General features: G+C 74.5%; 24 protein-coding genes and 1 pseudogene. 11 read left to right on the forward strand and 14 right to left on the reverse strand.

The window, feature by feature from the left end; all coding sequences use genetic code 11:
* Positions 1-69 precede the first annotated feature (69 nt).
* The 3 genes from ACTWO6_RS30450 to mshA form a co-directional block, all read right to left on the reverse strand.
* Positions 70-957 carry a hypothetical protein gene (locus tag ACTWO6_RS30450; protein WP_446217117.1) on the reverse strand — a complete coding sequence of 296 codons (888 nt, stop codon included), beginning with the start codon at positions 955-957 and terminating at the stop codon, positions 70-72.
* Between the two features lie 78 nt (positions 958-1035).
* Positions 1036-1590, reverse strand: a complete 555-nt coding sequence (locus tag ACTWO6_RS30455; protein WP_446217118.1) for a YbjN domain-containing protein — start codon at positions 1588-1590, stop codon at positions 1036-1038.
* Between the two features lie 49 nt (positions 1591-1639).
* Positions 1640-3004 carry a D-inositol-3-phosphate glycosyltransferase gene (gene mshA, locus ACTWO6_RS30460; protein ID WP_446217119.1) on the reverse strand — a complete coding sequence of 455 codons (1365 nt, stop codon included), beginning with the start codon at positions 3002-3004 and terminating at the stop codon, positions 1640-1642.
* Positions 3005-3175: 171 nt separating this feature from the next.
* Between mshA and ACTWO6_RS30465 the strand changes: the two genes are divergently transcribed.
* A complete protein-coding gene (locus ACTWO6_RS30465; protein ID WP_446217120.1) occupies positions 3176-3940 on the forward strand; it encodes an SDR family NAD(P)-dependent oxidoreductase in 765 nt (254 codons plus the stop codon).
* Positions 3940-4719, forward strand: a complete 780-nt coding sequence (locus ACTWO6_RS30470; RefSeq protein WP_446217121.1) for a class I SAM-dependent methyltransferase — start codon at positions 3940-3942, stop codon at positions 4717-4719. The genes ACTWO6_RS30465 and ACTWO6_RS30470 overlap by 1 nt, the downstream gene beginning before the upstream one ends.
* 33 nt (positions 4720-4752) lie before the next feature.
* Here the strand turns inward: ACTWO6_RS30470 and ACTWO6_RS30475 are convergent, their stop codons facing one another.
* The gene (locus ACTWO6_RS30475) at positions 4753-5787 is read right to left on the reverse strand and encodes a UDP-N-acetylmuramate dehydrogenase (RefSeq protein WP_446220825.1); all 1035 of its coding nucleotides are present in this window, start codon (positions 5785-5787) and stop codon (positions 4753-4755) included.
* A 127-nt stretch (positions 5788-5914) separates the two neighbouring features.
* Between ACTWO6_RS30475 and ACTWO6_RS30480 the strand changes: the two genes are divergently transcribed.
* From ACTWO6_RS30480 to ACTWO6_RS30500, 5 genes and pseudogenes are all read left to right on the forward strand, one after another.
* Positions 5915-6670 carry a maleylpyruvate isomerase family mycothiol-dependent enzyme gene (locus ACTWO6_RS30480; protein ID WP_446217122.1) on the forward strand — a complete coding sequence of 252 codons (756 nt, stop codon included), beginning with the start codon at positions 5915-5917 and terminating at the stop codon, positions 6668-6670.
* Positions 6671-6786: 116 nt separating this feature from the next.
* A pseudogene (locus tag ACTWO6_RS30485) lies at positions 6787-7083 on the forward strand (family 1 glycosylhydrolase); the annotation flags it as partial.
* Positions 7084-7096: 13 nt separating this feature from the next.
* Complete coding sequence (locus ACTWO6_RS30490; RefSeq protein ID WP_446217123.1) at positions 7097-8104, forward strand: LacI family DNA-binding transcriptional regulator; 1008 nt, start codon at positions 7097-7099, stop codon at positions 8102-8104.
* Positions 8105-8193: 89 nt separating this feature from the next.
* Positions 8194-8595, forward strand: a complete 402-nt coding sequence (locus ACTWO6_RS30495; RefSeq protein ID WP_446220826.1) for a RidA family protein — start codon at positions 8194-8196, stop codon at positions 8593-8595.
* Between the two features lies 1 nt (position 8596).
* A complete protein-coding gene (locus ACTWO6_RS30500; protein WP_446217124.1) occupies positions 8597-9493 on the forward strand; it encodes a GNAT family N-acetyltransferase in 897 nt (298 codons plus the stop codon).
* A 54-nt stretch (positions 9494-9547) separates the two neighbouring features.
* On the opposite strand, the gene ACTWO6_RS30505 is transcribed toward ACTWO6_RS30500, so the two are convergent.
* Together ACTWO6_RS30505 and ACTWO6_RS30510 are read right to left on the reverse strand one after the other, a co-directional pair.
* Positions 9548-10063, reverse strand: a complete 516-nt coding sequence (locus tag ACTWO6_RS30505) for an O-acetyl-ADP-ribose deacetylase (RefSeq protein ID WP_446217125.1) — start codon at positions 10061-10063, stop codon at positions 9548-9550.
* Position 10064: 1 nt separating this feature from the next.
* Positions 10065-10856, reverse strand: a complete 792-nt coding sequence (locus tag ACTWO6_RS30510) for an EI24 domain-containing protein (protein WP_446217126.1) — start codon at positions 10854-10856, stop codon at positions 10065-10067.
* Between the two features lie 65 nt (positions 10857-10921).
* Here ACTWO6_RS30510 and ACTWO6_RS30515 point away from each other — a divergent pair, with 65 nt between their 5' ends.
* Positions 10922-11923, forward strand: a complete 1002-nt coding sequence (locus ACTWO6_RS30515; RefSeq protein ID WP_446217127.1) for a helix-turn-helix transcriptional regulator — start codon at positions 10922-10924, stop codon at positions 11921-11923.
* Here ACTWO6_RS30515 and ACTWO6_RS30520 read toward each other — a convergent pair.
* Positions 11914-12828, reverse strand: coding sequence for an SDR family oxidoreductase (locus tag ACTWO6_RS30520; RefSeq protein WP_446217128.1), 915 nt, complete (start codon positions 12826-12828; stop codon positions 11914-11916). The genes ACTWO6_RS30515 and ACTWO6_RS30520 overlap by 10 nt on opposite strands.
* Positions 12829-12905: 77 nt before the next feature.
* Between ACTWO6_RS30520 and ACTWO6_RS30525 the strand changes: the two genes are divergently transcribed.
* Together ACTWO6_RS30525 and ACTWO6_RS30530 are read left to right on the forward strand one after the other, a co-directional pair.
* A complete protein-coding gene (locus ACTWO6_RS30525) occupies positions 12906-13592 on the forward strand; it encodes a nucleotidyltransferase domain-containing protein (protein ID WP_446217129.1) in 687 nt (228 codons plus the stop codon).
* 205 nt (positions 13593-13797) lie between these two features.
* Positions 13798-14700 carry a GNAT family N-acetyltransferase gene (locus ACTWO6_RS30530; protein WP_446217130.1) on the forward strand — a complete coding sequence of 301 codons (903 nt, stop codon included), beginning with the start codon at positions 13798-13800 and terminating at the stop codon, positions 14698-14700.
* 58 nt (positions 14701-14758) lie between these two features.
* Here the strand turns inward: ACTWO6_RS30530 and ACTWO6_RS30535 are convergent, their stop codons facing one another.
* The 5 genes from ACTWO6_RS30535 to ACTWO6_RS30555 all read right to left on the reverse strand — a co-directional run bounded on the left by ACTWO6_RS30535 (position 14759) and on the right by ACTWO6_RS30555 (position 18082).
* Positions 14759-15496, reverse strand: coding sequence for an alanyl-tRNA editing protein (locus ACTWO6_RS30535; protein ID WP_446217131.1), 738 nt, complete (start codon positions 15494-15496; stop codon positions 14759-14761).
* Positions 15497-15507: 11 nt separating this feature from the next.
* Positions 15508-16395, reverse strand: coding sequence for an alpha/beta fold hydrolase (locus tag ACTWO6_RS30540; RefSeq protein ID WP_446217132.1), 888 nt, complete (start codon positions 16393-16395; stop codon positions 15508-15510).
* Complete coding sequence (locus ACTWO6_RS30545) at positions 16392-16715, reverse strand: DUF2516 family protein (protein ID WP_446217133.1); 324 nt, start codon at positions 16713-16715, stop codon at positions 16392-16394. The genes ACTWO6_RS30540 and ACTWO6_RS30545 overlap by 4 nt, the downstream gene beginning before the upstream one ends.
* 72 nt (positions 16716-16787) lie before the next feature.
* Positions 16788-17480 (reverse strand): hypothetical protein, encoded by a 693-nt coding sequence (locus ACTWO6_RS30550; RefSeq protein WP_446217134.1) that lies wholly within the window; start codon positions 17478-17480, stop codon positions 16788-16790.
* On the reverse strand, positions 17477-18082 hold the full coding sequence (locus tag ACTWO6_RS30555; RefSeq protein ID WP_446217135.1) for a helix-turn-helix domain-containing protein: 606 nt from the start codon (positions 18080-18082) through the stop codon (positions 17477-17479). Before ACTWO6_RS30555 ends, ACTWO6_RS30550 begins: the two co-directional genes overlap by 4 nt.
* Positions 18083-18193: 111 nt before the next feature.
* On the opposite strand from ACTWO6_RS30555, the gene ACTWO6_RS30560 reads away from it, so the two are divergent.
* Positions 18194-18991 carry an alpha/beta fold hydrolase gene (locus ACTWO6_RS30560; RefSeq protein WP_446217136.1) on the forward strand — a complete coding sequence of 266 codons (798 nt, stop codon included), beginning with the start codon at positions 18194-18196 and terminating at the stop codon, positions 18989-18991.
* 182 nt (positions 18992-19173) lie between these two features.
* Here the strand turns inward: ACTWO6_RS30560 and ACTWO6_RS30565 are convergent, their stop codons facing one another.
* Both ACTWO6_RS30565 and ACTWO6_RS30570 read right to left on the reverse strand, forming a co-directional pair.
* A complete protein-coding gene (locus tag ACTWO6_RS30565; protein WP_446217137.1) occupies positions 19174-20133 on the reverse strand; it encodes an asparaginase in 960 nt (319 codons plus the stop codon).
* A 94-nt stretch (positions 20134-20227) separates the two neighbouring features.
* On the reverse strand, positions 20228-21055 hold the full coding sequence (locus ACTWO6_RS30570; RefSeq protein ID WP_446217138.1) for a 3-keto-5-aminohexanoate cleavage protein: 828 nt from the start codon (positions 21053-21055) through the stop codon (positions 20228-20230).
* Between the last annotated feature and the right edge of the window lie 82 nt (positions 21056-21137).

Raw genomic sequence — 21137 nt, forward strand, 5'->3', positions numbered from 1 at the left:
TCCAGCTGTCCTGGCTCCGGGCCATTGGATGTGTCAACAGCGGGTTCCCGCCGGCCATTCCCGTAAACCTCAGGCGTCCTCCCGATCCGGGTTCTCCGTGCGGAAGAAGTTGCTCTGCCGGCCGTCCCGCAGCTGCTCCTGGTAGATCAGGTTCAGCCCGCGTACGTCGAATGTCCGGAACCAGTCGTCCCAGGTGATCTCCCGGATCCGGCTGCTCTCCCGGTAGCCCGGAATGTTGAACGTCAGCACCCCCGGCCGGCCCTCCCGTTCGGTGCCGGCGATGGTGGCCGGCTTGGCGTTCCGGGCCCTCGCCCAGCGCTGGATCACCTCGTGGTTGGCGGTCACCAGGCTCCGACCGGGACGCTCCGGACGATCCTCCAGCGAGGTGACCTGCTGGGACGACCGCACCGAACGGGCCGAGGATCGACCGGTCCGGACCGGGGTCGCCTTCGCCGCCGCCGTGACCCCGGCCCGCGATGGCGGCGCCGCCCTCGCACCGCCCGCCGCCCTCGCGCCGCCCGCCGCCTTCGCGCGCGCCCGGGACGGCTGCGCCTTCTGCGCCGGGGCCGCCTTCTTCCGGGCCGGGGCGGCCTTCGCCCTCGCGCCGGTGGCCTTCGCGGCGGGTGCCGCCTTCGCCCGGGCCGCCGAGACCTTCTTCGCCCCGGCCGCCTTCTTCGTGGGGGCGGCGCGGCCCGCCGGTCCGGTCGGCTTGCGCGCGGCGCCACCACCTCGGCTCTCCGCCCGAAGGGTCTTCGCCAGCGTCTTCACCAGTTCCGGCTTGCGCAGGGCGGAGATCCCGGCGACCCCGCGCCGGCGGAGTTGGCCGCGAATGTCGTCGACCTTCATCCGGGAGATCTCAGACTCGGAGATGTTTGGCGTCCCCGGCGTCTGGTTGCCGGGTTGCCGCTTGGTCCTCGTCGCAGTCGTGCCGCGACCTGAGCTGCTTCGCTGAGCCATGGGACACACGCTCCTCGACAGTTCCGTCCTCGGCCCGCGGTGGGTCCCAGTGCCGCACCGCGCAGTGCGGCATACCCGTCAGGACGGGTCCGAACCTCCGGTGACCGAGGTGGCGCTGTCGGCGGACGCCCGAGCACCGGCGGAGGGCTCAAAAAGGTGGGCGAAGGCGGCCAGATTGGCGGTGGACTCGCCCCGCTTGACCCGCCACTCCCACTCGCGGCGGATCGCCGCGCCGAAGCCGATCTCCAGCATGCTGTCGAACGAATCGTCGGCGTAGGTCAGCACGGCGCCCAGCAGCCGGTCCAGCTCGTCCTCGTCGATGCCGGCCAGGTTGACCCGGCCGGTGAGGTAGACGTCGCCAACCGTGTCGATGGAGAAGGAGACCCCGTACATCCGGGCGTTGCGCTGCAGCAGCCAGGCCCACAGCTCCTCGCGGCGCTCGTCCGGCTGGCGCATCACGAACGCCTCGACCCGCAACGCGTGCTCGCCGACGATCAGGTTGCAGATCGTCTTGAGCTTGTGCGTGCCCGGCAGGGTCACCGCGTACGACCCCTCACCGGTCGACTCCCAGTCCAGCTCACGCTCGGCGCAGACGGACTCGATCAAAGCGGCGACGTCGCTCCTACGGCTCATCGGACCCACTTTACGGCCGGGTTCTTCCGCCCACCGGACGGCGGACGCCTCACCAGGAGCAGGAAAGCGCGGGGTCGGCGGCCAACCGGGCGGCGAGCCGGGCGCGGTGCTCGGTCATCGCCTCGCCGTAGACCGCCAGCAGGCCGGAGACCGTCCGGTGCCAGGAGAAGTTGCGGGCGTGCCGCTCGGCGCCCCGGCCCAGGGCCGCCCGGCGGAGCCGGTCCGGCAGCAGCCTGGCGAGCGTACGGGCCCAGTCGACCGGGTCGTGGCCGTCGATCAGCACCCCGCTCACCCCGTCCCGGACGGCGGTGACCAGACCGCCCACCGCGGCGGCCAGCACCGGCGTACCGCAGGCCTGGGCCTCCAGCGCGACCAGCCCGAACGACTCGTTGTACGACGGCACCGCGACCAGGTCGGCGGCCCGGTAGAGGGCCGGCAGGTCCTCGCCGGTCCGCGGCGGCAGGAAGCACACCCGGTCGGCGACGCCGAGCGAGGCGGCCAGCTCGATCAGGGCGGTCGGCCGGTCCAGGCCGCTGCCGCTGGGGCCGCCGCAGATCACCACGGTCACCTCGTCGGCGATCGCGGGATCCCGGTCGCGCAGCGCGGCCACGGCCCGGATCAGCACGTCGGGCGCCTTGAGCGGCTGGATCCGGCCGACGAAGGCCACCACGTACCCCTGGGTGGGCAGCCCCAGCCGGCGGCGGGCGGCGAGCCGGGCGGCGTCCCGGTCCCCGACGGCCGGGCGGAACCGGTCCAGGTCGACGCCGGGCTCGACCACGGCGACCCGGTCCGGGGCGGCGTCGTACCGGTCGAGCAGGTCGCGGGCCTCGACCCGGGTGTTGGCGACCAGCCGGTCGGCCTCCGCGACCACCTGCTCCTCGCCGATGACCCGGGCCTTCGGCTCGGGCCGGTCCCCGGCCGCGAGCTGGGCGTTCTTGACCTTCGCCAGGGTGTGCGCGGTGTGCACCAGCGGCACCCCCCAGCGCTCCTTGGCCAACCAGCCGACCTGGCCGGAGAGCCAGTAGTGCGAGTGGATCAGGTCGTAGTGGCCGGGCGGACGGGACGCCTCGGCGCGGAGCACCCCGGCGGTGAACGCGCAGAGCTGCCCGGGCAGCTCCTCCTTGGTGAGCCCTTCGAGGGGGCCGGAGGTGATGTGCCGGACGTGCACGCCGGGCGCCATCTCGACCACCGGGGGCAGGTCACCGGAGGTGGCCCGGGTGAAGATCTCCACCTCGACGTCGGCCTCGGCCAGCCGGCGGGCGACCTCCAGGATGTAGACGTTCATGCCCCCCGCGTCGCCCGTGCCGGGCTGGTCCAGGGGGGAGGTGTGCACGGAGAGGGTGGCGATGCGGCGGGGCCGGGGCCACGGCAGGGTGCCTCGCTGACGACCGACACCGGTGTGCAATTCCGCCACGTCCGCTCCCTCTGCCACGGTTGATGCCGTCCCGCACGACCGGCGCTACTCGGTCAACCTCCACGCCGGATGTCATCTTCCCCATCAGGCTTTCGAAATGCGTGGCGCCGGGGCCCCGGCGTGACGGACCTCATCACCGCCGGGAACCACGACCGGGGGGAGAATGACCGGATGACCTCAGTCGCGATCGTCACCGGGGCGTCCAGCGGGATCGGGGCGGCGACCGCCCGCCGGCTGGCCGCCGAGGGCTTCCATGTACTCGCCGCCGCGCGGCGTACCGACCGGCTCGCCGGCCTGATCGCCGAGATCGAGGCGGCGGGCGGGGCGGCCACCGCGGTGGCCTGCGACGTCACCTCCGACGAGTCGGTGGCCGGGCTGGCCGCGGCGGCCGCCGCCGCGCCCGGGCCGGTTGCCCTGCTGGTCAACAACGCCGGCGGGGCCCGCGGCCTCGACCCGGTGGAGTCCGGCGCGGTGGGCGACTGGCAGTGGATGTACGACGTGAACGTGCTCGGCACGCTCCGGGTCACCCAGGCGCTGCTGCCGGCCCTGGAGGCCTCCGGCGCCGGCACCATCGTGATCGTCAGCTCCACCGCCGGCTTCACCGTCTACGAGGGCGGGGGCGGCTACGCCGCCGCAAAGCACGCCCAGACCGCGATCGCCGGCACCCTGCGGCTGGAGCTCAGCGGGCGGCCGGTCCGGGTCATCGAGATCGACCCGGGGATGGTGAAGACCGACGAGTTCGGCCTGGTCCGCTTCGGCGGCGACGCGGACAAGGCCGCCGCGGTCTACGCCGGGGTGGCCGAGCCGCTGGTCGCCGAGGACGTCGCGGACTGCATCGCCTGGTGCGCGACCCGCCCGCACCACGTCAACGTGGACCGGCTGGTGGTGCGCCCGCTGGCCCAGGCCGCCCAGCACAAGGTGCACCGGGTGACCTGATGAAGCCGGTGGGCGTGGTCACCCGGGGGACGACGAATCCGAACCGGCTGCGGCGGGTGGACAACTGGATCGTCGAGACCTGCGGAAACGCGCTGCGGTCGGCGGCCGACCCGCTGGTGGTCGACCTGGGCTACGGCGCCACCCCGGTCACCGCCGTCGAGCTGCGGGCCCGGCTGGCGGCCGGGGTCCGCGCCGACGTCCGGGTGGTCGGGCTGGAGATCGATCCGGTACGCGTCGCCGCCGCCCAGCCGGCCGCCGACCCGCCCGGCCTGACCTTCGCCCGGGGCGGCTTCGAGCTGGCCGGGCTGCGCCCCGCCCTGGTCCGCGCGTTCAACGTGCTGCGCCAGTACGACGAGGGCGAGGTCGCCGACGCCTGGCGCACGGTCACCGCCCGGCTCGCCCCGGGCGGGCTGCTGGTCGAGGGGACCTGCGACGAGCTGGGCCGGCTCGGCAGCTGGGTGCTGCTCGACGCGGCCGGTCCCCGCACGCTCACCCTGGCGGCTCGCCTGGCGACGCTGGAGAGCCCCGCCCAGCTCGCCGAGCGGCTGCCCAAGGCGCTGATCCACCGCAACGTCCCCGGCGAACGCATCCACGACCTGATCCGCGCCCTCGACGACGCCTGGCAGGCCGCCGCCGGCTACGCCCCCTTCGGTCCCCGCCACCGCTGGCTGCAGACGGTCCGCGCCGTGTGCGCCGCCGGCTGGCCCATCCTCGACCACCCCCGCCGCTGGCGCCACGGGGACCTCACCCTCCCCTGGGCCGCCGTCTCCCCCACCTGACCCACCCCACCCCCCACCCCGGGAGGGTGGGGGTCAGATGGTGCAGCTGATGAGGACGGGCTCGGGGTGGAGGGTGACGCCGAAGCGGTCGTGGACGGCGTCGCGGATCTCGCGGGCCAGGGCCACCAGCGCGGCGGTACTGGCGGTGCCGCCGCGGTTGGTGAGGGCGAGGGTGTGCTTGCTGGAGATGGCGACGCCCTCCGGGCCGGGGTGGCCCTTGGCGAAGCCGGCCTTGTCGATCAGCCAGGCGGCGCTGACCTTGACCACGTCGCCGGCCCCCGGCCAGGCCGGCGGCTCGCCGAGGTCGGCGGCGCGCTCCCGGAGCAGCTCGTACGCCTCGCGTTCCAGCACCGGGTTGGTGAAGAAGGAGCCGACCGACCAGGTGTCCGGGTCGGCGGCGTCGAGCACCATGCCCTTGCCGGCGCGCAGCCGCAGCACGGTCGCGCGGGCGTCGGCCAGCGGCACCTGGTCGCCCACCTCGACGCCGAGCGCCCGGGCCAGCTCGGCGTAGCGCACCGGGCCGGAGAGCGGCGAGCGGGTCAGCCGGAAGTCGACCGAGAGCACCACCCAGCGGTCGCTGTACTTGAAGATGCTGCCCCGGTAGGCGAACCCACAGTCCGCCGCGTCGACCCGGCCGACGCTGCCGTCGGTGCGGTCGTACACCTGGACGCCGGTGATGGTCTCCGCGACCTCCTGGCCGTACGCCCCGACGTTCTGGATCGGGGTCGCGCCGGCCGAGCCCGGGATGCCGGAGAGGCATTCCAGCCCCGACCAGCCGTTGGCCACGGTGGCGGCGACCAGTTCGTCCCAGGGCTCGCCGGCCTCGACGCGTACGGTGACCGTCTCGGCGTCCTCGGCGACCACCCGGAGCCCCCGGGAGCGGACCAGGACCACCGTGCCGGGGAAGCCCTGGTCGCCGATGACCACGTTGCTGCCGCCGGCGAGGATCAGGACCGGCTCGTCCCGCCGCTCCGCCTCCTGCACCTTATGTACGATTTCATCGGCGCTGGTGGCGGTCTCCAGCCGTCGGGCGGCGCCACCGAGGCGGAGCGTGGTGTATCTCGCCAGGGTGGCCAAGTCGGTCGGGTCGGCTCCGGTCGTCGGTTCGGCGTAGACGTCTGACACGCCTTTCACCCTAGGCTGAGGGGTAGCCGCGGCACCCACTGGTGGCCCGGTCACCCCCAGGAGGATTGCGATGAGCAGACTGCACGGCACCAAGGACTTCTGGATCGGCGCGCTGCGGACCGAGGGTCCCGCCTTCGCCGCCGCCGTCGCCGAGGCGCCGGCGGAGACACCGGTGCTCTCCTGTCCTGGCTGGACGGTTTCCGACCTCACTCTCCACCTCGCCGGCGTCTACCACTGGGTTTCCTCCTTCGTCGCCACCGGCTCGACCAACCCGCCCCCCCGGCCGAGCGGCGAGCCGACCGCCGGGGTCACCCCGCTCCAGCTCTGGCAGCAGCGCTACGACCAGCTGATGACGATCTTCGAGGGCCTGGACCCGGAGGCGCCGGCGTGGAACTGGGCGCCGCAGCCGAAGAAGGCGGGCTTCTGGCCGCGCCGGTTGGCGCACGAGACGGCGGTGCACCGGTGGGACGCCCAGCTCGCCATCGCCGCGGGCGGGCCGGTCGAGGCGAAGCTCGCCGCCGACGGGGTGAGCGAGGTGCTGGACACCTGGCTGCCGGCGGGCCGGCGGCGGACGCCGGGCCAGTGGCACGGCGTGGTGCAGCTGACCGCCGCCGACGCCGCCCAGGACTGGTACCTGCGGCTGCGCGGTGAGGGAGTGGCGCTGCTGGACACCGCCACCGTCTTCGGCCACGAGGACCACCACGCCCGCGCCCAGGTCACCGCGACCGCCAGCGACCTGCTGCTCGCGCTCTGGGGCCGGGTCAGCTTCGACACCCTCGGGGTGACCGGCGACCGCGGCCTGCTCGACGGCCTGCGGGTCGGGTGAGCCGAGGGCCCCGGCGCCCGGCCGGGGCACGCGCGACGCCTCGCGGAGAGTGGCCTTCCCCCGTCGGAAGGCCGCTCCTCGCCGTTTCCGGGGCGCGCCCCGGAACCTTCGGCACCAACGGTGGGGCGTTTCCGGACAAGGCCGGCGCCGAGGACCCGGACGGGACCGGCTGGGTGGCCGACACCGACCGGGTGGCGTACCTCGACGGACACCTGCGCGCCGTGCATCGGGCCATCGCCCGAGGCGTGGACGTGCGCGGTTATCTCGTATGGTCGTTGCTGGACAACTTCGAATGGGCCGAGCGCTACCGGAAGCGGTTCGGGATCGTCCACGTCGACTACCTGACCCAGCGGCGCACACCGAAGGAGAGTGCCCGCTGGTACCAGGAGGTGATCTCCCGGAACGGGCTGTGACGAGGTGGTGGGGATGACGACGGCACAACGACCGACCCTGGAGGCGGTGGCCCGGCGGGCCGGGGTGTCCCGGGCCACGGTCTCCCGGGTGGTCAACGGCTCCACCACGGTGGCCGAGTCGATCCGGGAGGCGGTCAGCCGGGCGGTCGAGGAGCTGGGGTACGTGCCGAACCTGGCCGCCCGCAGCCTGGTCACCCAGCGGACCGACTCGGTCGCCCTGGTCATGCCCGAGGAGGCCACCCGGGTCTTCTCCGACGACCAGGTCTTCCCGGGCATCATCCGGGGCGTCAGCCAGGAGCTGGAGGCGGCCGACAAGCAGCTCGTGCTGATGCTGGCCGGCTCGCCGGCCGGGCACCGGCGGGTCGAGCGCTACACCACCGGGCGGCACGTGGACGGGGTGCTCTTCGCCTCGCTGCACGGCGCGGACCCACTGCCTGGCGTGCTGTCCCGGCTGGGCATCCCGGTGGTGTGCGCCGGCCGGCCGCTCGACGGCGCCGAGGTGCCGTACGTGGACGTGGACAACGTCGGCGGGGTCACCCGGGCGGTGCGGCACCTGATCGGGAACGGTCGGCGGCGGATCGCCACCATCGCCGGCCCGCAGGACATGGTCGCCGGGATCGAGCGGCTGACCGGCTACCGGGAGGCGATGGCCGCGGCCGGGCTGCCCGCCCGGGAGGCGTTCGGGGACTTCACCCGGGAGTCCGGCGCGGCGGCGATGCGGGACCTGCTCGCCGCGTACCCCGACCTGGACGCGGTCTGCGCCGCCTCCGACCTCATGGCGCACGCGGCCCTGCGCACCCTGCGCAAGGCGGGGCGGCGGGTGCCGGACGACGTGGCGGTGATCGGTTTCGACGACATCGAGACCGCGGCGTACACCGAGCCGCCGCTGACCACGGTGCGCTGGGACATCGTCGAGCTGGGCCGGGCGATGACCCGGCAGCTGCTGCGGATGGCGGCCGGCGAGGACGTCGAGCAGGAGCTGATCCTGCCGACCGACCTCCTGGTCCGCGACTCGGCCTGACGCGGGCGGAGGGCCCGGTCCACCCGGCCCTCCGATAATTTGTCGCGATGCGGTACGGCCGGCGCTACCGTCGCCCGGTGACCGGCACCGTGACCCTCATCCGCGCCCCCGGACTCTCCGACGTCGCCGAGTACGCCTACGCGGCCGGGGTCACCCCGCCGGCCCGGCTGGTCTTCACCGCCGGGGCCTGCCCGCTGGACGCCGCGGGCCGCACCGTCGCTCCCGGTGATCCCGCCGAGCAGGCGCGGCAGGTGATGGCCAACCTGGAGACCGCGCTGGCCGCCGCCGGGGCGGCGCTCCCCGACGTCGTCAGGACCACCGTGTACGTCGCCACGACCGACCGGGCCGACCTGGTGGCCGTCTGGCAGGTGGTCCGGGACGCCTTCGGCGACCACGACCCGCCGAGCACGCTGCTCGGGGTGACCGTGCTGGGCTATCCGGACCAGCTCGTCGAGGTCGAGGCGGTCGCCGCCGTCCGCGAGGTGGGCTGAGATGCTGATCCGTGCCGCTCACCCCGACGACGCGCCCGCCGTCGTGGCGCTGCGCGCGCTGGTCTACCCGTATCTGGTGCGCGGGGTCGAGTCGACCCGCCGGATGATCGCCGAACCGCCGCCGGGCGAGGAATGGACCGCGTTCGTGGCCGAGGTCGACGGCCGGGTGGTCGGCTGGGTGTCGGCCTACCGGAACGGCGGCACGTCGGAGGCGGACTTCGGGGAGGTCTCCCTGCTGCACGTCCACCCGGAGCAGCGCGGCCGGGGCATCGGCGCCGCGCTGCTGGCCGCGGCGCTCGGCCACCTCCGTCCGCTGGGGATCCGCCGGGTGCGGACCTGGGCGCTGACCGAATCGCTGCCGTTCGCCCGCCGGCACGGCTTCACGCCGAGCCGGGAGCTGCGCTACTCGGCGCTCGACCTGCGGGCGACGCCGCCGCTGCCGGACGACCCGGACGGGGTGCGGCTGCCGTCGCTGTCCGGGCTCGATCCGCGCCGGCTGCACACCGTGCACGTCGCGGCCGCCGCCGACGAGCCGGGGGACGCGCCCACCGACGCGCTCAGCTACGCGAGCTGGCGCTACGAGGTCTGGGACAACCTCGGGCTGGACCGGGAGGCCAGCTCGGCCGTCGAGGTCGACGGGGAGCTGGTCGCCTTCAGCCTGGTCAAGCGGGACGGCGACCGGATGTGGTCGGACATGACGGCCACCCTGCCGGCGTTCCGTGGCCGAGGGCTGGCCCGGCTGGCCAAGGTCGCCGCGCTGCACCGCGCCCGCGCCGCCGGGGTCGCCGTGGCCTACACCTCGAACGACGAGGCGAACGCCCCGATGCTCGCGATCAACGAGCGGCTCGGCTACCGGCCGGTGGCCGCCCAGTGGTCCTGCCTCGCCGACCTGAGCTGACGGGACGACCGCCCGCGTCGGGGGTGGCGTGCCCGCCGGAGTCGCGCCGCCGGCTCAGCCTGCGGCGGCCACCCGCTCAGCGGTGGCGTACGTGTCGGCGCTGAAGAGGACCAGCCGGGCCTCGCTGACGTGCGCCGGGGCCGCCGCGCGGAGCACGGTCAGCGCCTGGCGTACCGCGTCGTCGACCGGCCAGCCGTAGCTGCCGGCGGAGATCAGCGGGAAGGCCACCGTCGCGGCGCCCAGCTCGTCGGCGACCGCCAGGCTGTTGGCGTAGCAGGCCCGCAGCAGCGCCGACCGGTCCTCGCCGGGCGAGAAGACCGGGCCGACGGTGTGGACCACCCAGCGGGCGGGCAGGTTGCCGGCGGTGGTGGCGACCGCCTGGCCGGTGGGCAGGCCTCGGCCGTACCGGGAGGCGCGCAGCGCCCGGCATTCCGCCAGGATCGCCGGCCCGCCCTTGCGGTGGATCGCTCCGTCCACTCCCCCGCCGCCGAGCAGCGAGGAGTTGGCGGCGTTGACGATCGCGTCGACCCGCTGGGCGGTGATGTCGCCCGCCACCAGGGTGATCTGCATGTCAGCGCTCCTCGATGGGCTGGCCGAGCGACCGGCGGGCGAGCAGGGTGGCGCCGGCCACGGCGGCCGGCATGACCAGCACCGCGCCGAGCGGGATCAGGAAGCAGACGAAGACCGCCACGCCGAAGCCCAGCGCCGTGGGCCGGTCCGCCTTCAGTAGGGAGCGGCGGTCCGGCAGCCGCATGCCGCGCCGGTAGAAGGGCGCGCCGACCAGCTCCAGGGCGAGGAACCAGCCGCCCACCGCCGCCCCGATCACCGGTACGACGGTCTGCCCCACCACCGGGATGAAGCCGGCCGCGAAGAGCGGGATGCCGACCAGCGCGGAGATCGCCACCAGGCGCAGCGAGTCGACGACGCTGCGGCGCAGCGACGCCCAGAACGGCACGTCGACCCCGCCGGGGGTGCCCCCGTACCGCTCCTCGACCCGCTCGGAGATCTTCTCGTAGAACGGGTCGCCGATGACCAGGGTGACCGCGGTGAAGGTGACCACCGCGAGCAGCCCGCCCAGCCCCAGGAAGGCCAGCCCGGCGATCACCCGGACCAGGCCGCGCGGCGTCGCCGACCAGTCGTCCGCGAACGGGGTGACCAGCGCGGCGAGGTCGTCCACGAAGTACACCAGGGTGGCGAAGGCGGCGAGGAAGAGCGCGCCGGAGATCAGCGCCGGGATGATGCCGAGCAGCATCAGCCCGGGGCTGCGGACGTAGAGGCCGAGGCCGCGCAGGAGCAGCCCGGCGCCGGCGAGGAACCGGCCGACGGCGCCGGTGACCGGGGCGGCGAGGCGGGGTGCGTTCACGACCGCAGAGCCTAACGGTCCCCCGCCTCCGCGTCGGGGTGAGCGACGCCGGGCAGGATGGACGGGTGCGCGCGTCCCGGCTGATCTCGCTGGTCCTGTTGCTCCAGTCGCGGGAGACGATGACCGCGACCGAGCTGGCCCGGGAGCTGGAGGTCTCCGAGCGGACGGTCTACCGGGACGTGCTGGCGCTCTCGGCCGCCGGGGTGCCGGTCTACGCCGACCGGGGCCGGGCCGGCGGCTACCGGCTGCTCGGCGGCTACCGGACCCGGCTGACCGGGCTGACCCGGGACGAGGCGGAGGCGCTCTTCCTGGCCGGGCTGCCCGGCCCGGCCGGCGAGATGGGGCTCGCCGACGCGGTGGCCGCCGCCCAGCTGAAGGTGCTCGCCGCCCTGCCGCCGAGTCTGCGGGACGCGCCGGCCCGGACCGGCCAGCGGTTCCACCTCGACGTGCCTGGCTGGTTCCGGGAGGCGGCACCGCCGCCGTGGCTGGCCGAGCTTGCCCGGGCGGTGTGGCGGGACCGGGTGGTCGAGCTGCGCTACCGGCGCGGTGAGCGGGAGGTCAGCCGCACCGTGCAGCCGTACGGGCTGGTGTTGAAGAGCGGGGTCTGGTATCTGGTGGGCCGGGTCGGCGACGGGCACCGGACGTACCGGGTGGACCGGGTGGTCGGCGTCGAGGTGGGCGAGGAGACCTACGCCCGGGACGAGGGTTTCGACCTGGGGGCGTACTGGCGGGAGCAGGCCGAGGCGTTCCTGCGGGGCATGCTGCAGGCCGAGGTCCGGGTCCGGCTGAGCCCCGCCGGCCTGCGGGCGCTGCGGCACGTGGCGGAGGCTCCCTTCGCGTACGACGAGGCGGTGGCCGGGGCGGGCGAACCCGACGGGCAGGGGTGGGTGGTGACCCGGCTGCCCGTCGAGTCGGTGCCGGTGGCGTACGACGTGCTGCTCCGGCTCGGCCCGGAGGTGGAGGTGCTCGACCCGCCGGAGCTGCGGGCGCGCTTCGCCGAGGCGGCCCGCCGGTCGGCGGCGCTCTACGCCGCCGGGCCGGACGGGCCGGACGCCGCTCAGCGGTAGCCGGTGTCGTTTGCCGGCTTCCCCGGCTTGAGCACCTCGTCGTGGTAGCGCGACCAGTGCGGCCTCGTGCCGTCGAGGTCGGTGAAGCCGTACACCTGGGCCAGCCCGCCGCTGTCCACGGACTGGCCGTTCCAGCGGGCCCGGTCCGGGTCGGCGGCGAGGGCGGCCACCGCCCGACCGACGAAGGCCGGCGTCTCGGACATGACGAAGTGCGGGTCCTTGGCCGCGCCGTCCCGCCAGTTGGCCTCGGTGACCCCGAAGTGCTCCAGCATCGCCTCGGAGCGCAGCCAGCCGGGGGTCAGCGCCACCGCGGTGCAGCCGTGCGGCTCCAGCTCGTGCGCCTGGGTGAAGGCGAGCCGGTTGACCGACACCTTGGCCAGGTCGTAGAAGACCGAGAGCCGGTACGTGGCATCGTTGTACTCCTTGGTGCCGTCGCCGATCTCGACGACCAGGCCGCCCGGGTTGCGGATCAGCAGCGGCAGGGCGAAGTGGCTGGTGATGATGTGGGTGTCCACGGCCAGCCGCAGGGTGCGGAAGCCGGCGTCGAGGGGCTGCTCCCAGACCGGCTTCTCCCAGGTGATCAGCGGGTCGGCGCCCCAGATGTCGTTGACCAGCACGTCGAGGCGGCCCTGCTCGGCGTCGATCCGCTCGACCAGGCGGCGTACCTGGTCGGGGTCGAGATGGTCGACGGGCACGCCGATGCCGGTGCCGCCGGCGGCGGTGACCAGCTCGGCGGTCTCCTCGATGGTCTCCGGCCGGTCCATCTCGGACCGGCGCTCGCGGGTGGTGCGACCGGTGGCGTAGACGGTGGCCCCGGCCCCACCGAGCTGGACCGCGATCTGCCGGCCGGCGCCCCGGGTCGCCCCGGCGACGAGCGCGATCTTTCCTGTCAGCGGTTTCGTCATGCCCGCCACGGTGTCACCGATACCTGACAGCCGAAGTCCGGTTTTCCGGGTGATTCCGATCCGCCATGATGGCCGGCATGCACCTGCTGCTCTCCGGGATCGTCGGCTCGGTCGCCTACGGGCTGGCCGGCCCTGGCTCGGACGTGGACCGGATCGGCGTCTTCGCCGCGCCGACGGTGGCCTTTCACGGCCTGCACCCGCCGCAGGGCTCGGTGGTCACCACCGACCCGGACGTCACGCTGCACGAGGCCGGCAAGTACTGCGGCCTGGCGCTGAGCGGCAACCCGACCGCGACCGAGCCGATGTGGCTGCCGGACGACTGCTACGAGACCCGCACCGAGCTCGGTGAGCGGCTGATCGGCATCCGGTCGGCGTTCCTCAGCGCGCCCCGGGTCCGCGCCGCCTACCTCGGCTACGCCACCCAGCAGTTCCGCAAGCTGACCACCCGGGACTCGTCGGTGGGCGGCCGGCGGCGCTCCGCGAAGCACGCCCGCCACCTGGCCCGGCTGCTGCACCAGGGGCGGGTGCTCTACGCGACCGGCGTGCTGGAGATCCGGCTGGCCGACCCGGAGTGGTTCCGGGCGTTCGGCGAGCGGGTCGCCGGCGGGGCACTGGACGAGGCGGAGGCGCTGGTCGCCGAGGCGGAACGGGACTTCGACCGGATCCGCACCCCGCTGCCGGAGCGGCCGGACGAGGAGACCGTGGAGCGGTGGCTCCTCGACGTCCGGGCCGCCCACCTGCCGCCGGAGCTGGCCCGGCCGTAGCCACCGAGGGGAGCACCCGGCCCTCCGGCTCACGGCCGAAAACCCAGTTGGCCCGGCACCGACCCTGCCGTTAGGCTGCGGCCGCGTCCTCGATCAGCGAAAGGGAGGTGAGCGCGATGTCCACCACGACAGTCATGTGCTCCCACCCGACGGCGAGGACGCCGAGGTCCTGAACCGGGAGCACGTCGCCACCCGGAAGGACCCCATGACCCACCTGGTCATCCGCCCGATCACCGCGGGCGAGGAACACCTCTTCGACTCCCTGCCCGACCCCGCTCTCGTCGGCCGCGCCGCCTTCGGCGAGAGCTACCTGGACATGGCCGCCGCCGGCCAGTACCGCCCCGAATGGACCTGGGTCGCCCTCCGCGACGACACCGTCGTGGCCCGCGCCGCCTGGTGGGGCGGCCCCGGCGACACCGCGCCGCTGGCCCTCGACTGGTTCGACTTCACCGATGCCGACGCGGCGGTCGAGCTGCTGCGGACCGCGCCGCTGCGGGCGGAGTACTCCATCTCACTGCCACCCGGCTGGCGCGACGACCCGGCCGTCCGGGCGCAGGGCGAGGCCCGGATCGACGCTGCGACGAAGGCCGGCATGTCGGTGCTGGTCGAGCGGTACCGGTACCGCTGGACGGCCGACTGCGGGCTGCCGGCCCGACCGGGCCGCCTGCAGTTCCGCCCCGAACCGGACGACGCCGTCATCCTCGACGTCCTCCGCCGCATCGGCGAGGGCAGCCTGGACGCCCACACCCGCCACACCATCGCCACCTCCGGGCCGGAGGCGGCGGCCCAGGAGGAACTGGACCTGTTGCGCTGGCTGCCGAGTCCCCGTGACTGGTGGCGACTGGCCCGGACCGCGAGTGGCACGCTGGTCGGCATCATCGTGCCGGCCCGCAACCACAGCGATCCGATCGTCGCCTTCGTCGGCGTGCTCCCCGAGCAGCGCGGCCACGGCTACGCGTACGACCTGCTGGTCGAAGGCACGCACCTGCTGGTCGAGGGCGGCGCGACGGAGATCGTGGCCGCCACGGACCAGACCAACCACCCGATGGCCGCCGTCTTCGCCCGGGCGGGCTACCCGGTCGAGCGGGAACGCGTCGACCTGGTGTGACGCACCGGTCCCCGGCACCGGCCCACCGGTGCCGGGGACACCGCCCGGCCCAGCCCGCTCAGTCCGCGAGGCGAACCCGGACCCGGCGGTTGGCCCGGCCCTTGCTCTCCACCTTGACCACCTGGACCTTGCCGATGTGGGCGGTCGAGGCGACGTGGGTGCCGCCGTCGGCCTGCACGTCCAGCCCGACGATGTCGACGATCCGGACCTCCTGCTCGTCCGGCGGGATCAGGTTGGACTGGGTGCGGATGATGTCCGGCAGGGCGAGGGCCTCGGCCCGTGGCAGCACCCGGACGGCGACCGACCGGTCGGCGGCCACCTCGGCGTTGACCAGCTCCTCGATCCGGCTCTTGAAGTCCGGCGGCACCTCGGGCAGGTTGAAGTCCATCCGGGCCTCGCCCGGCTCCATGTTGCCGCCGGTGACCAGCGCGCCGAAGTCGCGGAACACCACGCCGCAGAGCACGTGCAGCCCCGAATGGGTACGCATCAGCATCGTCCGGCGGTCGTCCTCGACCGCGCCGGTGACCGCGGTGCCGACCGGCGGCACCGGATCACCCTCGCCCGGGATCAGCCAGAGGTCGTCGCCCTTGCGGGTGCCGACGATCCGGGTCTGCACGCCCTGCCAGAGCAGCACCCCGTGGTCCGGCGGCTGCCCGCCGCCGCCCGGATAGAAGGCCGACCGGTCCAGCACGATGCCCTGCTCGGGGTCGGCCGCCAGCACCGTGCACTCCCACTCGCGCAGGGTGGGGTCGGCGAGGTCGAGACGGTGGGTACGGCCGTGATGTGTGACGCCCATGACAGGCGACGTTACCCGTTGAGGAACCCGGAGATCCGCTCCCGCAGGTCGGCGCGTTCCGACCAGAGCACGCTCGGGCGGTCGTACACGTGCAGGGTGGCGTTCGGCAGCGCGGCGGCCAGCTGCTCGGCGACCGGCACCGGGTGCAGGTCGTCGCCGGCGCAGCCGACCACCAACGCCGGGGCGGTGACCTGGGCGAGCACGCCCGCGTCCCGCAGCGGCGCCTGCTCCGGCAGGCTGGCCAGCCCGGGGGCGAGCCCGTCCCGCAGCAGCTGGTCCAGCCGCTGCCGCAGGTACGCCCAGCCGGCCGGGGTGTTCCGCACGGCGGGCGGCAGCTCCAGCGACACCACTTCGGCGAGGGCGGAGGCGTCGCCGCTCTCCACCGCGTCGAGCAGGTCGGTCAGGCGGGCCCGGGCCACCTCGCCGCGCGGCTGGTCCAGCACGGCGGGCAGGAAGAAGACCAGCTTCTCGAAGCGCCCCGGGCTCTCCACCAGCAGCCGGCAGAGCGCGCCGGCGCCCAGGCTGGCGCCGAAGGCCCGGGTCGCGCCGCCGAGGTCGGCGACGGCCCGCAGGTCACGGGCCAGGTCCAGATAGGTCCACGGGCCGGGCGGCGAGTCGGAGCGGCCGTGCCCGCGGAACTGGAAGAAGATCTTGCGGCCGGTGACCGCGCTGCCGAACGGGCGGGTGGTGGCGATGCCGTTGCCCAGCCCGTGTGCGAAGACCGTGACCGGGTCACCGACGCCGGTGACCAGCCGCTCCAGCCGTACCCCGTGCGGGGTGGTGACCAGCTCGGTCTCCGGCTCCGGCAGCGCCGGACGGCCGGTGCGCGGCCCGCCGGGGCCGGGGCCCCAGGTGCGCGGGCCGCCGTCCGGCGGCGGGGGCCAGCGGAAACCCCTCACCAGAAGCCTTTGCCGTCGTGCAGGTCCCGCAGCCCGACCCGGACGTCCAGCAGGTAGATGAGCGCCGCCGCGATGCCGACCAGGCCGAAGATGCTCAGCACACCCCCGAAGCCGAAGAACGGCAGGGTCAGCAGCAGACAGACCGCCAGGATGGCGACCCAGCCGCCCTTGGGCAGGGTGCCGATCGCGGGAAACGCGTCAGAGCGCTGGGTGATCGCGTGCACCAGCGCCACGCCCTCGATGACCAGGGCGAAGACGAGCAGGATCAGCTCGATCACATAGCGGACTTCGTACGCGAAGATCGGCGCGGCGTATGCCATGTCGGCAAGCTTATGCCGACGGCCCCGGAAACGTCCCGCAGGACGCTTCCGGGGCCGTCGATCCGGAATCGACTACTCGGCGGCCGGGCGGGTCCGCTTGGTGGTCTTCGGCAGCTTCGCCGACGGGGTGGCGACCGGCTTGGCGGTCGCGGCCTTCGCGGCGGTGGCCTTGGTGGCCCGGGTCCGCGCGATCTTGGCGGCGGCCGGCTTGGCCTCGACGACCTCGGCCACGTCGGCCGGGGTCGGGACGTCGACCGGGGCGGCGGCCGGGGTCGCGGCGGCCGGCGCGGTCACGTCAGCCTCCGTCGCCTCGATGTCCGCGTTCACCGTGTCGGCGGCCTCCAGCACGCCGGCGCCGACGACCCGCTCGCCGCGGGCGACCAGCTCGGCGTACGCGGCCAGGGCCCGCACCTGCGCGGCCTGGGCGCCGGCCAGGGCACGCTCCTGGGCGGCCTCGGCGGCGGCCAGCACGGCGGCGGCGTTCCGGGTGGCGGCCTCGCGGAACTTGTCCAGGTCGAGGTCGGCCGGGGCGGCCTTCTCCCGCAGCCCGGTCGCGGTGAGGTTCGCGGTCTTCAGCGTTTCGGTGGCCTTCTGGCGCAGCTCGAAGCCGGTGACGACGGCCTTGCCGCCGAGGTCGGCGACGACCTTGGTGCCGAGGTCGCTGACCACGGTCGGGAGCTTGCGCAGCTGCTGCAGGGCCAGCTCGCCGGCGCCGGCGGCGGCGTAGAGCGGCGCGGGGATGCGGTTGGTCTTCGGCTGGGTCATGACTTCTCCTCCTCGGCCGCACCGGCGGCCTTCGGCGCGGTCTTCTTCTGACGGGCGGTGGTGGTCGGGGCGGGAGCGGGGCCCGCCTCGGTGACGGCGACCGACTCGAGGACCGCCTCGGTCGGGGTGCCGTCCGGCGTCGTGGGGCCGGTGGCGACCGGCGTGACGGTGGCCGGCGGCTCCGGGGCCTCGGCGGGCCCGGTGGCGGCCGGCACCGCCGGCTCGGCGCCCGGGTTCGCGGCGGCGGTCGCCTCGGCGAGCCGGGCGTTCTCCCGGCGGAACGTCTCGTAGATCTGAGTCAGCGACTGCTTCTGCGCCATGGTCAGCTCGGGGTCGACGGCGATCGCGGCGAGCACCCCCTGACCCTCCTTCTCGTCGAGCAGCCCGGCCCGCAGGTACATCGCCGGGGTGGAGACGCGCAGGGCGCTGGCCAGTTGCTGCAGCACCTCGGCGCTCGGCTTGCGCAGGCCGCGCTCGATCTGGCTGAGGTACGGGTTGCTGACGCCGGCCTGCTCGGCGAGCTGCCGCAGCGAGATCTTCGCGTTGCGGCGTAGATCGCGAATGAACCCGCCGACGTCGGGAAGGTCCTTGCTGGTGGCCATGACTCGACGCTATCCGCCGGTGCTAGCAACTGCAAGCGAAACGCTAACCGGAGTTAGCAAGGTCTCAGATCGACTGTTGCGCGCCCGGTGTCCGGTACGTACCGTCCTGGCGTGACCAAGATCGAAGTTAACGGCGCCCTGCTCGCATACGACGAGGTCGGGACCGGAACGCCGGTGCTGCTGCTGCACGCGGGCATCGCCGACCGGCGGATGTGGCGGGAGCAGCTCCCCGCGCTCGCCGCCCGGCACCGGGTCATCGCCCCCGACCTGCGCGGCTACGGCGACTCCGAGCTGCCGCCGGCGCCCTTCGCCCACCACGAGGACGTGGTCGGCCTGCTGGACGCGCTCGGCCTCGACCGGGCCGCCCTGGTCGGGTGCTCGTTCGGCGGCAAGGTCGCGGTGGACACCGCGCTGGCCCACCCGGAGCGGGTCTCGGCGCTGGCCCTCTTCGGTGCCCCGGTCTCCGGCAACGAGTGGTCGGAGGAGACCGAGCAGCTCTGGGAGACGCTGGTCGGCGAGGTGGACCCGGAGGACTTCGCGGCGTCCGCCGCCGGCGAGGTGCGGTTCTGGGTGGTCGGCCCGGCCCGCCGGCCCGAGGAGGTGGACCCGGAGCTCATCCGGTTCGCCCAGGAGATGGACCAGCGGGCGCTCGCCGCCGAGCTGGCGTTGAGCGCCGTCGAGGTCGGCGAGCTCGACCCACCGGCGATCGACCGGCTGGGCGAGCTACGCATGCCGGTGCTGGTCGGGGCCGGTGCGGCGGACGTACCGGACATCAGCCGGCTCGCCGACCGCATCGCCGCCGAGGCACCCGACGCGGTACGCCTGCCCGACGTCCCGGACGCCGGCCACCTGCTGCCGCTGGAGCGCCCCGAGCCGGTCAACGCCGCCCTGCTCGACTTCCTGCCCTGACCCGCCCCGCCCCGCCCGGCCGGTTGCGCCGCGGCCGGGCCGGGCGCCCGACCGGCGTGTGGCGCCCTGAGGCCACATCCCCGGGCAGCGTCATGACTGTCAGGCATATTTATGCCTCACAGTCATACTGCTCAACCCGACAGCCGCCGCCGGACGGGCGGGACGAGCGCGGGTCGCGCGGCTCACCAGACGGCGCGGACCGCCCCGACCGGGAGCCCGCCGCCGAGCAGCGGCACGTCTTCGTACTCCGTCAGGACCGGAGCGTCGACGCCGAGCCGGCGCAGCGCGGAGACCAGCACGGGCATCCGGGCGCGGGCGGCGCCGTCGTCGATCTTGAGGGCGACCGCGCCGACCCCGGGGACGGCCGCCACGATGACGCCCTCGGCGCCGACCTTGGTCAGCAGGCCGGGTACGCCCCGCATCAGCCGGGTGTCGTCGGCCTGGGTGCCGCCCACCAGCTCCGGGTACGCCCGCATCGCGTCGGCCACGGTCCGCTCGACGGTCCCCGGCTCCGCCGCGACCAGCCGCAGGTACGCCCGGGCCAGCCCGGTCAGCGAGACGGCGAGCACCGGCGCGCCGCAGCCGTCGACCCCGACCGCCGCCGCCTCCTCGCCGGTGAACTCCTCGATCGCGGCGGTCAACCGGCGCTGCAGCGGGTGGTCCGGCCGCCAGTAGCCGGCCAGCGGCCAGCCGGCCGCGAGGCAGGTCAACAGCATGCCGGTGTGCTTGCCGGAGCAGTTCATCTGGATCCGCGTCGGCCCGCCGCCGGCCCGCAGCACGGCCTCCCGGGCCGCGTCGCCCACCGGCAGGTCGGGCGGGCAGTGCAGCGCCGTCTCGTCGAGCCCGGCGCGGCGGAGCAGGGCGCCGACCCGTTCCAGGTGGAACTCCTCGCCGGCGTGGCTGGCCGAGACCAGCGCCACGTCGGCCGGGTCGGTCAGCGGCAGGCCGGCGCGGAGCATCCCGATCGCCTGCATCGGCTTGTTGGACGAGCGCGGGAAGATCGGGCCGCCCCCGTCCCCGGCGCCGGTCACCGTCGCGCCGGCCGCGTCCAGCACCACCACCGAGCCGCGGTGCAGCCCCTCTACGAAGCCGGACCGGACCACCTCGGCGAGCGGCACGCCGCCCTCGTACGTCTTTCCCACGAGGTGGACGGTACCGACGGGCCCGGTGGGCCCGGCACCGGGGTGACCAGCGGCGTCGCTCGTCGACGTACAGGGGTGCCGGGCCGGGGCGGGCTTACAGGCCGAGCAGCTGCCGGGCCTCGGCGGTGGTCAGCGGCGGACGCTGGGCGAGCTGGGCGAAGCCGACGGCCCGGGCGACCAGCTGCATGTTGGACTCCACCGGCCGACCCTTGGCGTACGTGACGGTGTCCTCCATGCCGACCCGCAGGTGCCCGCCGGTGGACAGCGAGGCGAGCATGACCGGGATGGTGCTGCGTCCGATGCCGGTCGCCGAGAAGGTGGTGCCCTCCGGCAGGTCACGGAGCATCTGCTGGGCGGCGACCAGCGTCGCGGTGGTGCCCGGCATCCCGCCCGGCACGCCCGTCACGAAGTCGACGTGCACGTGCCCGCCGTGCGGCAGGCCGTACTTGTTGAGCAGGCGCTGGAGGGCGGTCAGGTGGCCGAGCTCGAAGATCTCGTACTCCGGCACGACGCCCTTCTCCTGCATCCGGGTGTGCAGGTCGACGATGAACTCCCAGCGGTTGAGGAAGACGTCGTCGCCGAAGTTGACCGTGCCCATGGTGCAGGAGGCCATGTCCGGCCCGGCGTCCAGCACGGCGAGCCGGGCCGCCTCCGGGTCGGTCACCGCGCCGCCGGAGGAGAGCTGCACGATCAGGTCGGTGCTCTCCCGCAGCGCGGCCACCGTCGCCCGGAGCCGCCCCTGGTCCAGGGTGGGCTTCGCCTCGTCGTCCCGGATGTGGACGTGGATCACGGCGGCGCCGAGCGCCTCGCACTCCTTGGCGGTCAACAGCAGCTCGTCGAGGGTCACCGGCAGCGCCGGCACCTCCGCCTTGGCCGACTCCGCGCCGGTGGGGGCAACCGTGATCAACGTCCCTGTCGTCATGCCGGCGATCCTAGACGCCCAGGCCAGCCCCGGTCGACGGCCGGAGCGTGTCACGACGGAAGAATCATCCGTGCCTGTCAGC

Source organism: Micromonospora sp. IBHARD004, assembly GCF_052814115.1.

Excerpts from the sequence above, each read along its gene's own strand:
- ACTWO6_RS30520 (WP_446217128.1), bottom strand. The coding sequence starts at position 12,828 with ATGACGAAACCGCTGACAGGAAAGATCGCGCTCGTCGCCGGGGCGACC.
- ACTWO6_RS30500 (WP_446217124.1), top strand. The coding sequence starts at position 8,597 with ATGCTGATCCGTGCCGCTCACCCCGACGACGCGCCCGCCGTCGTGGCG.
- ACTWO6_RS30505 (WP_446217125.1), bottom strand. The coding sequence starts at position 10,063 with ATGCAGATCACCCTGGTGGCGGGCGACATCACCGCCCAGCGGGTCGAC.
- ACTWO6_RS30545 (WP_446217133.1), bottom strand. The coding sequence starts at position 16,715 with ATGGCATACGCCGCGCCGATCTTCGCGTACGAAGTCCGCTATGTGATC.
- ACTWO6_RS30530 (WP_446217130.1), top strand. The coding sequence starts at position 13,798 with ATGACCCACCTGGTCATCCGCCCGATCACCGCGGGCGAGGAACACCTC.
- ACTWO6_RS30550 (WP_446217134.1), bottom strand. The coding sequence starts at position 17,480 with ATGACCCAGCCGAAGACCAACCGCATCCCCGCGCCGCTCTACGCCGCC.
- ACTWO6_RS30535 (WP_446217131.1), bottom strand. The coding sequence starts at position 15,496 with ATGGGCGTCACACATCACGGCCGTACCCACCGTCTCGACCTCGCCGAC.
- ACTWO6_RS30570 (WP_446217138.1), bottom strand. The coding sequence starts at position 21,055 with ATGACGACAGGGACGTTGATCACGGTTGCCCCCACCGGCGCGGAGTCG.
- ACTWO6_RS30470 (WP_446217121.1), top strand. The coding sequence starts at position 3,940 with ATGAAGCCGGTGGGCGTGGTCACCCGGGGGACGACGAATCCGAACCGG.
- ACTWO6_RS30555 (WP_446217135.1), bottom strand. The coding sequence starts at position 18,082 with ATGGCCACCAGCAAGGACCTTCCCGACGTCGGCGGGTTCATTCGCGAT.
- ACTWO6_RS30480 (WP_446217122.1), top strand. The coding sequence starts at position 5,915 with ATGAGCAGACTGCACGGCACCAAGGACTTCTGGATCGGCGCGCTGCGG.
- ACTWO6_RS30490 (WP_446217123.1), top strand. The coding sequence starts at position 7,097 with ATGACGACGGCACAACGACCGACCCTGGAGGCGGTGGCCCGGCGGGCC.
- ACTWO6_RS30525 (WP_446217129.1), top strand. The coding sequence starts at position 12,906 with ATGCACCTGCTGCTCTCCGGGATCGTCGGCTCGGTCGCCTACGGGCTG.
- ACTWO6_RS30465 (WP_446217120.1), top strand. The coding sequence starts at position 3,176 with ATGACCTCAGTCGCGATCGTCACCGGGGCGTCCAGCGGGATCGGGGCG.
- ACTWO6_RS30450 (WP_446217117.1), bottom strand. The coding sequence starts at position 957 with ATGGCTCAGCGAAGCAGCTCAGGTCGCGGCACGACTGCGACGAGGACC.
- ACTWO6_RS30455 (WP_446217118.1), bottom strand. The coding sequence starts at position 1,590 with ATGAGCCGTAGGAGCGACGTCGCCGCTTTGATCGAGTCCGTCTGCGCC.